This window comes from Ferdinandcohnia sp. Marseille-Q9671 (assembly GCF_976954385.1).
The window spans coordinates 2,130,638-2,145,021 of record NZ_CDRJTA010000001.1 but is presented as its reverse complement, the minus strand read 5'-3'; the positions used below and the strand labels follow the sequence as shown (position 1 = coordinate 2,145,021).

The following is a 14,384-nucleotide window of genomic DNA, read 5'->3' as shown; positions in this document are numbered from 1 at the left end:
TCCTTTGCTAGAGCATTTACTAAAGGGGTAGATAGTAGTGAAAAAAATAGTAACAGGTCTATTATTTTTGAATCTCATATGTGTTATTTACCTACTGTTTAATGTCGAAACAGTTAAAGGAATCGCTAGAAGTGTTCTTGCTGGTGCGGATGGAGCACTAACCGGGTTGCAGCATGTATATGCACAGGAATCCAATCCTTATCGAAAAGTTGTTAACGGTGAAATAGAAGTATTTATTCCGGTAGAAAAGGTGATGCAGTTACCTGAGTTACCGAATGGGTGCGAAATTACGTCCTTAACCTCTGTGTTGAATTTTTACGGCCATGATGTGTCTAAATTGGACATGGCTGATCACTATTTGCCAAAAGAGCCGTTTGTCACTAAAGCCGATGTATTATTTGGGGCAAATCCATATAAAGCATATGCAGGAAATCCAAGAGAAGAAAACGGCTTCTTCTCATACGCTCCGCCAATCGTCCAAGCTGCTACGACCTATTTAGGAGAGGTTGACTCTGGACTGAAGCCAGTTGATCTAAGTGGTAGTACTCGTGAGGAGATCATGAAGGAGCTTGAAATGGGTAACCCTGTCGTGATTTGGGTGACATTAGATCTAAGTAAGGTTAAATTGAATTATTCTTGGAATCTCCATAATACAGATAAAAAATTTATTGCACCTACAAATTTACATGCTGTTGTTCTAAATGGGTATGTGGGTGATAAGGTGCATGTTATGAACCCGTTGCAAGGCCAGGTGACATATAATGCGGATGCTTTTTTTGAAAGCTTTTATGATCTTGGAAGCCATGCAATGACGGTGAGATAAGAAGTGATAATGAAACGTGAAACTAGGTGCAAACGATGGAACAAAAAAGCTTAGGAATAATCGGGGGCATGGGCCCAAAAGCTACCTCCGTTTTCTTTGACAAAATTGTCAGCCGAACATACGCTCATAAGGATCAAGACCATATCAATATGGTGATTCTTAACCATGCAACGCTCCCGGACAGAACACACGCGATCCTTACCAATACGGGTGAAACTTTTTTACAATCCATTAAGGGAGACTTTAAACTTTTAGAAGCTGCAGGGGTTGCAAATATTGCGATTCCTTGTAACACATCACATTACTTTTATGATGAACTTCAAAAGTTAACGAGTATTCCAATCATTAATATGGTTGAAGAAACAATAAAGGAAATCCATGATATGTATGGCGAAGGTTCGAAAGTCGGCATTCTTGCAACGAACGGAACGATTCGCAGTAAAATCTATGAAGATGTATGCAAAAAGTACAAGCTTGATTTTCATACACCAAATGATAGGTTACAAGAAAAGGTCATGGATATCATATATAACAATGTAAAAAGTGATTTAGATGTTGACTCTAGTGGACTTGAGCAGTTAATTGAGCAGCTTGTCGAAGAAGAAAATTGTAAATGTGTCATTCTAGCATGTACAGAACTATCCTGTATAAAATTAAGTAAGGTTGCTGAAAGTCGTAGCATTGATGCGATGAATGTATTAGTGGAAAGGTGTATCGTCCGTTCCGGAAAGCGTCTTAAATAAGATGTGGGGTGGGTCATGGTGAAGGACTTCGAGTCATTTTTACTGGATTCATTTAAGGACGGAAGAGTGAGTAGAGAATTAAGGCTCACACCGGAGGAAGTGGACATTATTAAGACAATAATGCCAAACGCTAGTTTACATGAATCAGGAGATATATGTGGAGATGGAAAGTCGTGGTATGTGGTTCATATCCATTCCGAGGGGCATCATGGTAAAGACGTTCTATAACCAATTCCTAGACAATAAGATAACGAACCCTGTTCGAGCAGGGAAGTTGTTACGAAGAACTCGCCTAAAATCTAGTAGGCGAGTTTTCTTGTGTATGTAAAAAGGATTTTCGATTATGTCGAAAAATCTTTACAAAGGTGAGTATTTTCAATGGGTTATGAAATATATTTGTAATAATACTTTGACGTATTGAGTCGAATTTTTATGATATAATACAAATTATGTGATTATCTAACAAAATATGATATGTACGGTGAAAAAATTGGTAGAATGCTAGTTTGGTAGAAGGGGGTTGCTATTCATTGAAACGGAAACTTCTCATGATTGGGATGGGTATAGCGATAGGATTTGGTGGTTTACTAACATCTATGCCTAATACTGTATTAGCGATTCAAGCAAATGAAAAGCTAGAGAGTGAAAAGAAAGAAGTACAGGAAAAAAAATCTGAAGTAGAGTCTGAAATCACACAAAAGGAAGATGCTATAAGTGAGATTAAAGGCAAACAAGCTACTGTTAAAGAGGAAATTAACAGGCTTGATGTAGCTGTTGGCGAAACGAGAAGTAAAATTGAAGGTACGAAAGCACAAATTCAGGAAACGACCGATGAGATTGAGCGTATTGAAAAGGAAATGGAAGTTCTTGAAGATCGAATTCAAAAACGGGACGAGCTTCTAAAGGACCGGATGCGTACCCTTCAGCAAAGTGGCGGAATGGTTAGTTACTTAGATGTGTTACTTGGTGCAAAGAGCTTTAATGATTTTATTAATCGCGTTAGTGCAGTATCTGCATTTGTACAAGCCGACAAAGAAATCATGACTGAGCATCAGGCTGACATTAAACAGCTTAAGGACAATCAGACAGAAGTTAAGAATCTCCTTGCCCTTCATGAAGAACAACTAAAAGAGCTTGATCGACTACAGGTTCAACTCCAAGCGCAAATTCAAGAACAAAACAAGGTTATGGCACAGCTTGAGGTTGAAGAACAAGAAATGCATAAAGAGCTTGAGTCCTTAGAGGATGTAGGTGAATTACTTGCTGCACAGGAAAAGGCGATTCAACTTGAAATTGCAGCTTGGAATAAACAGCAAGAAGAACTAGAAAGACAACGTCAAGAGGCTGAAAGACAGCGAAAAGAGGCTGAAGCAGCGGGTAAAACACCACCTCCACCACCGGCTGCACCACCAGTTGTAAACAATGGTGCATTTATTAACCCAACAACAGGTAGATTGACCTCAGGGTTTGGTATGCGCGGTGGCAGTATGCACTTTGGTATTGATATTGGGAAAGGTGGGCGACCAGGAAATATTCCAATTTATGCTGCGGCGGGCGGAACAGTTACACGCTCACGTCTGGAAAGCAGTTATGGAAATGTTATCATGATTACCCATTATATTAATGGACGTCAAATGACAACTGTATATGCGCATTTACAAGAGCGCTTTGTTGGTCAATACGACCGAGTTGAGCAAGGTACACTGATTGGTTACATGGGTAATACTGGTCATTCAACAGGACCACATCTTCACTTTGAAATCTATGATGGTCCTTATAGTCCAACCCAGTATAGTGGAGGACACTCAAACGCAGTAAACCCACTTAATTATGTATCATTTTAATAACTAATACGCCTGGCCGATGGGTCAGGCATTTTTTTATTCTTGAAATGGTAGAGTTGTCTTCTGTATCAGCTAAATGTACCAAAGAGAAGAAGATATGAGTCGAATCGCAATTATATGGTTTAAGTTAAGGCTCTTCACACCAACTTTTCGACGAAATAAAATAAGCCCACAGGAGTGGGCTTACAATGTTTTTGCCTTCTTTTTTAAACCTTCAAGGTCTAAGATATGAATATCTCTTTGACCCGTCAATTCGATTAGATTCTCAGAAACAAATTTCACAAACTTGCGGCTGATGGTTTCGGGTGTTGTACCAATAAGAGAGGCAAGTACCCGTTTCGTAATCGGAAGTTTAAAACGTCCGTCTTCGGATTGAACTCGGTTATTGAACAATAAGATAACACTCGCCAGTCTCTGTTCAACCTCCATGAGACTCAATAGACTCATCCACTCATCCGCTTGGTAAATTCTCTCATTTAATGCTCGCATAAAGCGTAGTGTCATTTTGTGATTGCGTTCTAACGTATTTAAAAAATCCTGTTTTTGAATGGTATATATAATTGTATCGTTAATCGCAACAGCGTTTGCATAATGATTTTCTGCTTGAAGCATGGCGGAATGACCAAAAAAGTCATACGGGAATAATAAACGAACAATTTGTTCCTTACCATCTTCCGCTACTTTTGTGATTTTTATTAAGCCTTCACTAATGATATATAGAGTCTCTGAAGGCTCACCTTCTCTGAAAATAATGTCTCCTTTTCGGTATTCACGAATTTGAGTAACATTCTTTAAAATTTTCAATTCCTTCTCATTCAATCCTTGAAAAATAGGTACTAGACTAATATAGCTTGGATCATGTGGACTGCTAATCATACAGAACACTTTTTCTCCTTTCAAATGCCCATAAAATGCGGACTCCTGTTGTACTTAGTATACCTACCTTATAAAAAAGCATAAGCGACTTCCTCAGTCACGACAGTAATCTCCAAAAAGTCATCTTTGACTTTTCTTGATACAGTTAGTTGACCTCAAGTGGTGAGGTGCTAAGCTAGATTACTGAAGTGTAAACGGGTAAAGGTTATGAAAGTCGAAATCGACAAGTTAACCTTTACCTGTAAGTATAAATCTCAAACCACTATAAGTAGTTGATGATAACGTAGGGTGGGTAAAACCCGGCTAAATAAAGTAAAAGCCCTGGCGTAAATACGCTAGGGTATCTTTAATTAGTTCCCTTTACTTCTAGAGGAATGATGTACGAACAGTAGAAGTTTCACTTTATGTTTTTTCCAATAATGATAATGGTAAAAATCTCTCTAAAACTTGATTTATATCAAGGAAACTTTCTTATTTCATCTATAAGATAAGAATAACATATTTGATAAGAATAATGACCATATAATGACCTTTATTTTGCCTATTTTTAAGGTTTTTTTATTTAAAGGGGATAGGAAGAATTTTCACTAGAAATTAGTGGGAAAATAGGTATACTAAGGTAGATGTCAATATCTATCAAATATACTAATATTGTCTATACAAATATTACAACATGTAATATGGAGGCTTAATTACAAATGGATAATCAACAAAGGAAAAATGTGTGGGAGTCATTCTATGGCCCGAACATGGGTTATGTATTTGACATGTATGAAAAGTACAAGAATGATCCAAGTTCTGTGGACTCTTCTGTGAAAGCGCTTTTTGAAGAGCTTGGGGCACCACCAACAGATGAGCAAGCAGCAACAGCGGAGTTAGTAAGTGAAGGAATATCACCGAAAACGATCAAAACAATTACTTCTGGTAGTAAGTTGTTAAAAAATATTCGTGCATATGGGCATTTAGCTGCTGATATTTATCCGCTTCGTACAAGACCAAAGCCGGATACAAGCCTTTTAGAGCCCGATCATTATAATCTTACAAAAGAAGATTTACAAGCAATCCCAGCAACCTATATTTGGGAGGAAGCACCATCTACTGTAAAAACAGGATGGGATGCTTATCTATATTTGAAATCTGTATATACTCAAACAATTGCATATGAATTTGCTCATGTTGATGATGAAGTCGAAAGAAACTGGCTTCGTGATCAAGTTGAAATCCATGGAGTTGGGTTAAAACTTAGTCCAACTGAAAAGAAACAACTAGCAGAGCGTTTGATGAATGTAGACGGTTTTGAGAAGTTCTTACACAAAACATTCGTTGGTCAAAAGCGTTTCTCAATCGAAGGGTTAGATATGCTTGTACCGATGCTTGAACGTTTAATTCAAGATGGTAGTGAGGATGGAACCGATAATATTATGATAGGAATGGCCCACCGTGGTCGTCTTAATGTGTTAGCACATGTTCTTCATAAGCCGTATGAGCTCATTTTTTCTGAATTCCACCATTCACCTAATAAAGACCTATTTCCTTCAGAAGGATCTAGAGGGATTAACTATGGATGGTCTGGAGACGTAAAATACCACTTAGGAGCAGATCGTAAGTACAAGGGTCCTAAGGAACATACAACTCGTATTAACTTGGCAAACAATCCAAGTCATCTAGAATTCGTTAATCCAGTTGTATTAGGAATTACTCGTGCTGCACAGGACAATACAAAGAATCCAGGGTACCCAGTGCAGGATAAACAAAGTGCGATTAGTGTCCTAATTCATGGTGATGCGGCATTCCCTGGTGAGGGTGTAGTTGCTGAAACATTAAACTTAAGCCGATTAAAAGGATATGAAACTGGTGGAACGGTTCATATTATTGCAAACAATATGGTAGGGTTTACAACAAATAACACGGATTCTCGTTCAACTCGTTTTGCAAGTGATCTTGCGAAGGGGTATGAGATACCAATCATACGTGTAAATGCGGATGACCCAGAAGCGTGTCTTTCAGCGATACACTTTGCTTATCAGTATCGTAAGCGCTTTGAAAGAGATATTCTAATTGACTTAGTTGGGTACAGACGTTTTGGACACAACGAAATGGATGATCCACACGTAACTCAACCAATCTTATATAAGATGATTGCAAATCATCCAGTAATTGCGGATAAATATGGCAATGATTTAGTTGCTCAAAACGTGATGACAAAAGAAGAACTTACACAGAAACGTGAAGAGTTCATGCAAGGTCTTCAATCGATTTTTGATGATTTTGTAGAGAATGAGGAAAGAGTTAAGCCGAAGAAACCAAAAGCTTTATCTACTATTCCAGAATTTGATACATCAGTACCTGCTGACCTTTTACAAAGCATCAATAAAGGAATGTTAGAGTGGCCAAAAGACCTAACTGTCTATCCAAAGCTTGAGCGTATTTTAAAGAGACGTGAGATCGCACTTGAGGACGACAATAAAGTGGATTGGGCATTAGCAGAAACATTGGCTTTTGCATCTGTACTTGCTGAAGGAAAGACAGTTCGTTTAACCGGCCAAGATAGTGAGAGGGGAACATTTGCACATCGTCATGTAGCATTAAATGATTATGAGACAAATGAAAAGTTTGTACCTTTACACAATATACCTGAGGCAAAAGCGTCATTCTCAATCTATAACAGTCCATTATCTGAAACGGCTGTTCTTGGATTTGAATATGGGTACAGTGTTCACAATGAGAGTGCACTTGTTCTTTGGGAAGCACAATTCGGAGATTTTGTAAACGTTGCCCAGCCGATCATTGACCAGTTCATCTCATCAGGACATGCAAAATGGGGGCAAAAGTCGAGTCTAGTTATGCTTTTACCACATGGATATGAAGGGCAAGGTCCTGAGCATTCAAGTGGACGACTAGAGAGATTCCTAAATGCAGCAGGGGAGAATAACTGGATTGTTGCAAACGTAACTAGCGCAGCCCAATATTTCCATCTATTAAGAAGACAATCTTTACTTTCTGAGACGGAAGAAGCGAGACCACTAATTGTCATGACACCAAAAAGTCTGCTTCGTCACCCACAAACTGGTTCACCCGCTTCTGAGCTAAGCAATGGAAACTTCAAGCCATTGTTAGAGCAGCCTGGTATGGGAACGGAGAAGGACAAGGTGACTCGATTAGTACTATGCAGTGGTAAGGTAGCAATTGATTTAGCAAATGAAGCGGCAACATTACCTGCTGAAAAGGCACAAACGTTGCATATTGCGAGAGTGGAACAGCTTTATCCATTCCCTAAGAAAGAGCTTCAGGAATTAGTAAGTCAGTATCCAAACCTTACAGAAGTTGTTTGGGTTCAAGAAGAACCTAAAAACATGGGTGCGTGGCCAGCTCTACACTCTGTACTACTAGAGCTTCTTTCAGATAACATAAAACTTGATTATATTGGTAGACCAAAGCGTTCAAGTCCAGCTACGGGTGACCCAGATATTCACAAAGCAGAACAAGCTTGGATTATGAACGATGCATTGCTTACAGACAAAGGAGGGAATCAGCAATGATAGAAATTAAAGTACCTGAATTAGCTGAGTCCATAACAGAAGGAACAATTGTTGAATGGTTAAAAAAAGAAGGCGAAGTCGTTAATAAGGGCGAATCAATCGCTGAGCTTGAAACAGATAAAGTAAATGTTGAGATTAATAGTGAACATACTGGTGTTATTAAGGAATTTTTATTCCAACCAGGAGATAATGTAGAAGTTGGACAGGTTATCGCAAAGCTTGATGAAAATGGATCTGCAACTAGTGAATCCGCTCCTGCACCAGCTGTAACACCAAGTGAAGAGCCTAAAGCACAGGAAACAGCAGAAGTAAAACCAGAAGCTGTAGCCGCAGAACAAGTTGGAGAAGAAAAAGGCAAACAAGCCATTGCTTCACCTGCTGCTAGAAAGAGAGCTAGAGAATTAGGTATCGATTTAAATGAAGTTCCATATAAAGATCCACTGGGCCGTGTTCGTGTTGAAGGTGTGGAGGCATATAAACAAGCACAAGCTGCGCCAGCCCAACAAGCGCCTGTTGCGAAACAACCTGCTGCACCAGCACCTGTTGTGAATGAAGAGAACGTTGAACGTATCAAAATGTCAAGACGTCGTCAGACAATCGCGAAACGCCTTGTAGAAGCACAGCATACTGCTGCAATGTTAACTACATTTAATGAAATCGATATGACAGCAGTTATGGAAGTAAGAGCTCGTCGCAAAGATGCATTTTTCAAAAAGCATGGCGTGAAGCTTGGTTTCATGTCATTCTTTACAAAAGCAGTTATCGGTGCATTAAAGGCATACCCATACGTTAATGCAGAAATCCAAGGAAATGATATTCTTCTTAAAAAGTTCTATGACATTGGTATCGCTGTATCTGCTGAGGAAGGCTTAGTTGTACCAGTCGTCAGAAACGCAGACCGTTTAAGCTTTGCAGGTATTGAAGCAGAAATTGGCCGCCTTGCAGAAAAGGCTAGAAACAACCAATTAGGCTTAAGTGATCTTCAAGGTGGAACATTCACAATCACGAACGGTGGTACATTTGGTTCCTTGAACTCAACACCAATTATTAATGCGCCACAGGTTGGTATTTTAGGGATGCATAAAATCCAAAAACGTCCTGTTGTGGTTGATGAAAAGAATGATACGGTAGAGGTAAGACCAATGATGTATGTTGCATTATCCTATGACCACAGAATTATCGATGGTAAGGATGCTGTAGGATTCCTTGTAAAGGTTAAACAATTACTAGAAGATCCAGAAGACCTATTATTAGAAGGATAAACAGTAAAACGTGAAAAGGCACATGCTCCAATAGGGGTATGTGCCTTTTCAATAGTTGTTAGTGAATTTTATATAATTTTAGATGACTCCTTGAGCGATCATTGCGTCAGCAACTTTAATGAAGCCAGCGATGTTTGCTCCATATACAAGATTACCAGGATGTCCGTATTCTTCAGCAGCTTCCATGCTGTTTCGGTAAATAGAGGCCATGATATCCTGTAGCTTGCTATCAACTTCTTCAAACGACCAAGAAAGTCTCATGCTATTTTGTGACATTTCAAGTGCTGATACAGCAACTCCACCAGCATTAACAGCTTTAGCAGGTCCGAAAAGGACATTGTTTTCAAGGAATAAATCAATTGCCTCTAATGTTGAGGGCATGTTAGCACCTTCACCAATAGCTTTTACACCATTTGAAATTAGTGTTTGAGCTGAATCATAGTCTATTTCATTTTGCGTTGCACAAGGTAAGGCAATGTCACATGGAACGGACCAAATATTTGTGCAGCCTTCTACGTATTCTGCATGTGGATGTTCCAAAACATATTCCTTAATTCGCTTACGCTCTACTTCTTTGAGACGTTTAATCGTTTTTAAATCTAAGCCGTTTTCATCATAGATATAACCATTTGAATCGCTACATGCTACAACTTTTGCTCCTAGTTGCTGTGCTTTTTCGATTGCGTAAATAGAAACATTACCAGAACCAGAAATAACAACAGTGCTACCTTCAAAAGAGAGGCCTTGTTCTTTCAACATTTCCTCAACAAAGTAGACAGTACCATAACCTGTAGCTTCTGTACGACCTAGGCTTCCACCATAGCCAGGAGCTTTTCCGGTAAGGACACCAGCTTCAAAGCCACCACGAAGCTTTTTGTACTGACCAAACATAAATCCGATTTCTCTAGCACCAACACCAATGTCGCCCGCAGGTACATCGACATCAGGTCCGATATGATTGCTTAATTCTGTCATGAAGCTTTGTGTAAAACGCATGATTTCATTATCTGATTTACCTTTCGGATCAAAATCAGATCCACCTTTACCACCACCGATAGGTAGGCCAGTTAGGGAATTTTTTAAGATTTGTTCAAAACCAAGAAATTTAATGATACTTGAATTTACAGAAGGGTGGAAGCGTAAACCGCCTTTGTAAGGGCCGATTGCACTATTAAACTGAACACGAAAGCCACGATTTACGTGTACTTTACCTTGATCATCAACCCAAGGCACTCGAAAAGTAATCATACGTTCCGGTTCTACGATTCTTTCTAAAATAGAATGTTCCATATATTTAGGGTTTTTAGCAAATACAGGTACGAGTGAAAGGAATATTTCCTTTACCGCTTGGTGAAACTCGGGCTCATGAGGGTTACGTTTCTTAACCTCCTCATATACTTTGTTCATATAATCGGTTGCTTCTTTAAGTTCTGGTACAGGAATAGACTGTTCGATCATAGCCATCGTGTACATTCACCCTTTCTTTGCTATATATTTTTAATTTAAATTTACGGAATAATAAAATTTTATATAGTTATACTTGATATCAAATATTTTATAATGAATAATTAATCTTAACAATATTAATAAAAGATATAAGTTATGCCGAAATTAGATGAATGGAGGGAATAGCCGATTGGAACTCAGACAGCTAACGTATTTTATAGAAGTAGCAAAGAGAGAACACGTCACTGAAGCGGCAAATTCCATGCATATTGCACAGTCTGCTGTAAGTCGACAATTATTTAATCTAGAAGCTGAATTAGGTGTAGATTTGTTTATTAGAGACGGAAGAAATGTGAAATTAACACCGATAGGAAGAGTCTTTCTGGACCATGTAGAGCAAGCATTAAACGTACTTGATAATGCAAAACGTGAGATTGAAGAATATCTAGATCCTGAACGAGGAACGATTCGAATTGGGTTTCCAAGTAGTTTAGCTGCATATACTTTGCCAACAGTCATATCAGCATTCCGTGATAAACATCCTCAAGTAAAGTTTGCGTTATCACAAGGTAACTATTATTCCCTTATTGAACGAGTAAAAATTGGTGAAATCGATATGGCGTTGCTTGGCCCTGTACCAAGTCAAGAAAAAAAGATCACAGGTACTACATTATTTACAGATAAAATGGTAGCACTTCTCCATCGGTCACATCCGCTAGCAACAAATAAATCATTAAGTCTGAGTCAGTTGCAGGAAGAACAATTTGTATTATTTCCGAATGGATATGTCTTACGAGACATAATTGTAAAAGCCTGCAATCAGTTAGGCTTCCAACCGACTGTTTCGTTTGAGGGAGAAGATATTGATGCAATTAAGGGACTTGTTTCAGCTGGTCTAGGAGTAACGTTAATTCCTGAGGTAACGTTAATTGAAAATGTACCACGCTCAACTGTGAAGATACCAATCGTAGATCCTGAGGTAACCCGTTCCGTAGGAATTATTATTCCCAAGGAGCGAAAATTGCTCCCAACGGAACAATTATTCCATGATTTTTTAAAGGATTATTTCTCATTTTTAGACAAGTTTCAATATTGATGTATTTCCTCGGAAATAGGGAGAAGCTGTCGTTTTTTGTGGAAACATGATAAATAAGGGGGCGACCAGTCATAATGGACGCTCCCCTTTTTTTTCTATTCAACTAACTTTAAGCCAACAGCTGAGCCGATAATAAGTGCAATAAATAAGAAACGTTTCCAGTCCTTAGGCTCACCATATAAGATCATACCTAATATTGCACCACCTGAAGCACCAATCCCGGTCCATACAGCATATGCAGTACCCATGGGCAATGTTTTCATCGCTATGCTTAGAAAGACGAAACTCCCTCCGAAAGAAGCTAACAACAGTACAAGGGATTGCCAATTGCGTTTTTCATGAAGTCGATTGATCAAAACTACCCCAGCCATTTCGAAAAGACCTGCAATTACAAGTGATAACCATGCCATTAGCTTTGTGCTCCTTCCGTATTTTCTTCTTTAGTGACAAGCTTAAGCCCAATCACACCTACCAATAACACTCCAATTAGCAGTAGTTTTTCTACTTTTAGTGGTTCATTGAAAAACAGAACCTCCGACACTACAGTTCCGGCAGTTCCGAGTCCTACGAATACGGCATAGGCTGTTCCAACAGGAAGCTTCTTGCCGGCTGCAATTAATGCATAAAAGCTTATAAAAATAGCGATAGCTGTACCAATCCATTCCCAAACATTATCAGCATGCTTTAAACCAATCACCCAGAACACTTCAAAAAAAGCAGCAAAAAATACTTTCAACCATTCATTATTCATTTTTTAACCCCCTGAATATTCTTTCTAAAAAAAGAAAAAGCCTAAGAGATTATAACAAATGTATAATCTCCCAGGCTTTTATCCCTCCGTGGCATAGCAAGTTTGTATTTTAAACAGCTATGAGTTTTCTCTCGGACCAGACTAGCTAGAAGCTACGGAACCCTAGAAAACCTTTTATTAAACTGTACTTATTATACAATAGATGCTTTGTGGGTTGAAGAGGGAAAATTTACTTGTGACTGAAAGTGGATGTAATTGAATGTTTTTGGTTGATTTGTGAAAATGGTTTCACTATAATGAGAGTACAATCCAGTAAGGAAGTGACAGGATGTTAACTCCAGAAAGACATCAAGTTATATTAGCATTGCTTAACGAGCATGGTGTTGTAAAGCTGCAGGAGCTAATTGAAAAGACGAGTTCATCTGAATCGACAATCCGACGTGATTTGGTTCAGCTTGAAAATGAGAATAAATTAATTAGGATCCACGGTGGTGCATCCTTAGTCATAGGTAACCGTAAAGAACCGAGCTATGTAGAAAAGACGGATAAGAATCTTAAGGAGAAAAGGGCAATCGCGAAGTATGCATCACAGCTAATTCAAAATGGTGACTCTCTTTTTCTTGATGCAGGGACAACCACCCTACAGATGATTCCTTTTCTAAAGCAAGAGGGGTTAATTGTTGTAACAAATGGAGTGAATTTAATAGAACCCTTACTTGAAAAAGGGATTATCACTTATTTAATTGGTGGAATTGTAAAGCCTCAAACAAAAGCATTAATTGGAAGTCGTGCTTTATCAAGTTTACAACTTTATCGTTTTGATAAATGCTTCCTAGGTGTGAATGGGATTGATGTGAAGTATGGGTTGACCACACCTGACCCTGAAGAAGCACTAGTTAAACAAACAGTAATGTCCTTATCAAAGGAACATTATATTTTAGCTGACCATACGAAGTTTAATGAGGTTTCTTTTTCAAAGGTGTCTTCTTTAAATGAAGTTCACATCATAACGGATGATGGATTAACCAAGAATGATCATACATTATATAAGGAACAAACCAACGTAAAGGTCGTGACAACATGATATACACATGTACGTTAAATCCCTCAATCGATTATTTTATCGAGGTAGACGAGTTTAAAGTGGGGGACTTAAATCGAATTACACATAATCGAAAAAGCCCTGGTGGAAAGGGAATAAATGTTTCCACGGTTCTGCAAAACGTCGGTATGGAGAGTATTGCTTTAGGATTTGTTGGCGGTTTTACAGGACAATACTTGATTAATACCTTAACGGAAAGAAATATTAAGACAGATTTTGTCACGGTTAGTGGCGATACAAGAATTAATGTAAAACTTCATTCAAAAGTTGAAACAGAGATAAATGGGGCAGGTCCTACGATTACACCTGATGAGCTTACTCAGCTTCTAGAAAAATGTAACCAACTACAAAAAGGTGATGTATTGGTTCTTGCGGGAAGTATACCGTCAACATTGCCATCTACCTTATATAAGCAAGTGGTGAAAAATCTTGAGGACAAGCAAGTGAAAGTTGTGGTTGACGCAACAAAGGACTTATTAGTAGAAGTACTTCCTTACAAGCCGTTTTTAATTAAACCTAATCACCATGAGCTTGGCGACATATTCGGTGTTGAAATAAACAATGCAAAAGAAGCCATACCATACGGAAAGAAGCTCATTGAAATGGGTGCTGAGCATGTCATCGTTTCAATGGCTGCTCAAGGCAGCTTATTATTTGTGAAGGACCATGTCTATTTTGCAAATATTCCAGAAGGAAAGCTAGTTAATTCGGTAGGAGCAGGAGACTCTGTTGTAGCCGGGTTTATTGCAGCTTTTTCGAGAAGCCAGAATGTGAAAGAAGCATTTCAGTTCGGAGCAGCTGCTGGCAGTGCAACAGCCTATTCAGAAGGATTATGCTCGCAATCAAAAATAGAAGAATTGATTTCACAGGTGCAGGTCATAAAATTGTAGAGAGGAACATGC

The 14,384-nt window shown here is 38.6% G+C and carries 13 protein-coding genes and 1 riboswitch; of the genes, 9 read left to right on the top strand and 4 right to left on the bottom strand.

What is annotated here, in order from left to right; translation table 11 throughout:
- Positions 1-37 precede the first annotated feature (37 nt).
- From ACWNMY_RS10615 to ACWNMY_RS10600, 4 genes are all read left to right on the top strand, one after another.
- Positions 38-823 (top strand): C39 family peptidase, encoded by a 786-nt coding sequence (locus ACWNMY_RS10615; protein ID WP_449538195.1) that lies wholly within the window; start codon positions 38-40, stop codon positions 821-823.
- A gap of 35 nt (positions 824-858) precedes the next feature.
- Positions 859-1,566: an aspartate/glutamate racemase family protein gene (locus tag ACWNMY_RS10610; protein ID WP_449538194.1), complete on the top strand. Its 708-nt coding sequence runs from the start codon at positions 859-861 to the stop codon at positions 1,564-1,566.
- 18 nt (positions 1,567-1,584) lie between these two features.
- Positions 1,585-1,794 carry a hypothetical protein gene (locus ACWNMY_RS10605; RefSeq protein ID WP_449538193.1) on the top strand — a complete coding sequence of 70 codons (210 nt, stop codon included), beginning with the start codon at positions 1,585-1,587 and terminating at the stop codon, positions 1,792-1,794.
- Positions 1,795-2,096: 302 nt separating this feature from the next.
- Complete coding sequence (locus ACWNMY_RS10600) at positions 2,097-3,410, top strand: murein hydrolase activator EnvC family protein (protein ID WP_449538192.1); 1,314 nt, start codon at positions 2,097-2,099, stop codon at positions 3,408-3,410.
- A gap of 183 nt (positions 3,411-3,593) precedes the next feature.
- On the opposite strand, the gene ACWNMY_RS10595 is transcribed toward ACWNMY_RS10600, so the two are convergent.
- Positions 3,594-4,286, bottom strand: coding sequence for a Crp/Fnr family transcriptional regulator (locus tag ACWNMY_RS10595; protein WP_449538191.1), 693 nt, complete (start codon positions 4,284-4,286; stop codon positions 3,594-3,596).
- A 698-nt stretch (positions 4,287-4,984) separates the two neighbouring features.
- Here ACWNMY_RS10595 and ACWNMY_RS10590 point away from each other — a divergent pair.
- Both ACWNMY_RS10590 and odhB read left to right on the top strand, forming a co-directional pair.
- Positions 4,985-7,825: a 2-oxoglutarate dehydrogenase E1 component gene (locus tag ACWNMY_RS10590; RefSeq protein ID WP_449538190.1), complete on the top strand. Its 2,841-nt coding sequence runs from the start codon at positions 4,985-4,987 to the stop codon at positions 7,823-7,825.
- Positions 7,822-9,087: a 2-oxoglutarate dehydrogenase complex dihydrolipoyllysine-residue succinyltransferase gene (gene odhB / locus ACWNMY_RS10585; protein WP_449538189.1), complete on the top strand. Its 1,266-nt coding sequence runs from the start codon at positions 7,822-7,824 to the stop codon at positions 9,085-9,087. The genes ACWNMY_RS10590 and odhB overlap by 4 nt, the downstream gene beginning before the upstream one ends.
- Positions 9,088-9,165: 78 nt before the next feature.
- Here the strand turns inward: odhB and gdhA are convergent, their stop codons facing one another.
- Entirely contained in the window at positions 9,166-10,545 is a 1,380-nt protein-coding gene (gene gdhA / locus ACWNMY_RS10580) for an NADP-specific glutamate dehydrogenase (protein WP_449538438.1), read from the bottom strand.
- A gap of 178 nt (positions 10,546-10,723) precedes the next feature.
- Between gdhA and ACWNMY_RS10575 the strand changes: the two genes are divergently transcribed.
- Positions 10,724-11,629 carry a LysR family transcriptional regulator gene (locus ACWNMY_RS10575; RefSeq protein ID WP_449538188.1) on the top strand — a complete coding sequence of 302 codons (906 nt, stop codon included), beginning with the start codon at positions 10,724-10,726 and terminating at the stop codon, positions 11,627-11,629.
- A 95-nt stretch (positions 11,630-11,724) separates the two neighbouring features.
- Here the strand turns inward: ACWNMY_RS10575 and ACWNMY_RS10570 are convergent, their stop codons facing one another.
- Together ACWNMY_RS10570 and ACWNMY_RS10565 are read right to left on the bottom strand one after the other, a co-directional pair.
- Complete coding sequence (locus tag ACWNMY_RS10570; RefSeq protein ID WP_449538187.1) at positions 11,725-12,039, bottom strand: DMT family transporter; 315 nt, start codon at positions 12,037-12,039, stop codon at positions 11,725-11,727.
- Positions 12,039-12,380 carry a DMT family transporter gene (locus ACWNMY_RS10565; protein ID WP_449538186.1) on the bottom strand — a complete coding sequence of 114 codons (342 nt, stop codon included), beginning with the start codon at positions 12,378-12,380 and terminating at the stop codon, positions 12,039-12,041. Before ACWNMY_RS10565 ends, ACWNMY_RS10570 begins: the two co-directional genes overlap by 1 nt.
- 65 nt (positions 12,381-12,445) lie before the next feature.
- Positions 12,446-12,557: riboswitch (guanidine-I (ykkC/yxkD leader) on the bottom strand.
- Positions 12,558-12,708: 151 nt separating this feature from the next.
- Here ACWNMY_RS10565 and ACWNMY_RS10560 point away from each other — a divergent pair.
- Together ACWNMY_RS10560 and pfkB are read left to right on the top strand one after the other, a co-directional pair.
- On the top strand, positions 12,709-13,464 hold the full coding sequence (locus ACWNMY_RS10560) for a DeoR/GlpR family DNA-binding transcription regulator (protein ID WP_449538185.1): 756 nt from the start codon (positions 12,709-12,711) through the stop codon (positions 13,462-13,464).
- Positions 13,461-14,372, top strand: a complete 912-nt coding sequence (gene pfkB, locus ACWNMY_RS10555) for a 1-phosphofructokinase (RefSeq protein WP_449538184.1) — start codon at positions 13,461-13,463, stop codon at positions 14,370-14,372. Before ACWNMY_RS10560 ends, pfkB begins: the two co-directional genes overlap by 4 nt.
- Positions 14,373-14,384 lie beyond the last annotated feature (12 nt).

Excerpts from the sequence above, each read along its gene's own strand:
- ACWNMY_RS10610 (WP_449538194.1), top strand. The coding sequence starts at position 859 with ATGGAACAAAAAAGCTTAGGAATAATCGGGGGCATGGGCCCAAAAGCT.
- ACWNMY_RS10595 (WP_449538191.1), bottom strand. The coding sequence starts at position 4,286 with ATGATTAGCAGTCCACATGATCCAAGCTATATTAGTCTAGTACCTATT.
- ACWNMY_RS10590 (WP_449538190.1), top strand. The coding sequence starts at position 4,985 with ATGGATAATCAACAAAGGAAAAATGTGTGGGAGTCATTCTATGGCCCG.
- odhB (WP_449538189.1), top strand. The coding sequence starts at position 7,822 with ATGATAGAAATTAAAGTACCTGAATTAGCTGAGTCCATAACAGAAGGA.
- gdhA (WP_449538438.1), bottom strand. The coding sequence starts at position 10,545 with ATGATCGAACAGTCTATTCCTGTACCAGAACTTAAAGAAGCAACCGAT.
- ACWNMY_RS10570 (WP_449538187.1), bottom strand. The coding sequence starts at position 12,039 with ATGGCATGGTTATCACTTGTAATTGCAGGTCTTTTCGAAATGGCTGGG.
- ACWNMY_RS10565 (WP_449538186.1), bottom strand. The coding sequence starts at position 12,380 with ATGAATAATGAATGGTTGAAAGTATTTTTTGCTGCTTTTTTTGAAGTG.
- ACWNMY_RS10560 (WP_449538185.1), top strand. The coding sequence starts at position 12,709 with ATGTTAACTCCAGAAAGACATCAAGTTATATTAGCATTGCTTAACGAG.
- pfkB (WP_449538184.1), top strand. The coding sequence starts at position 13,461 with ATGATATACACATGTACGTTAAATCCCTCAATCGATTATTTTATCGAG.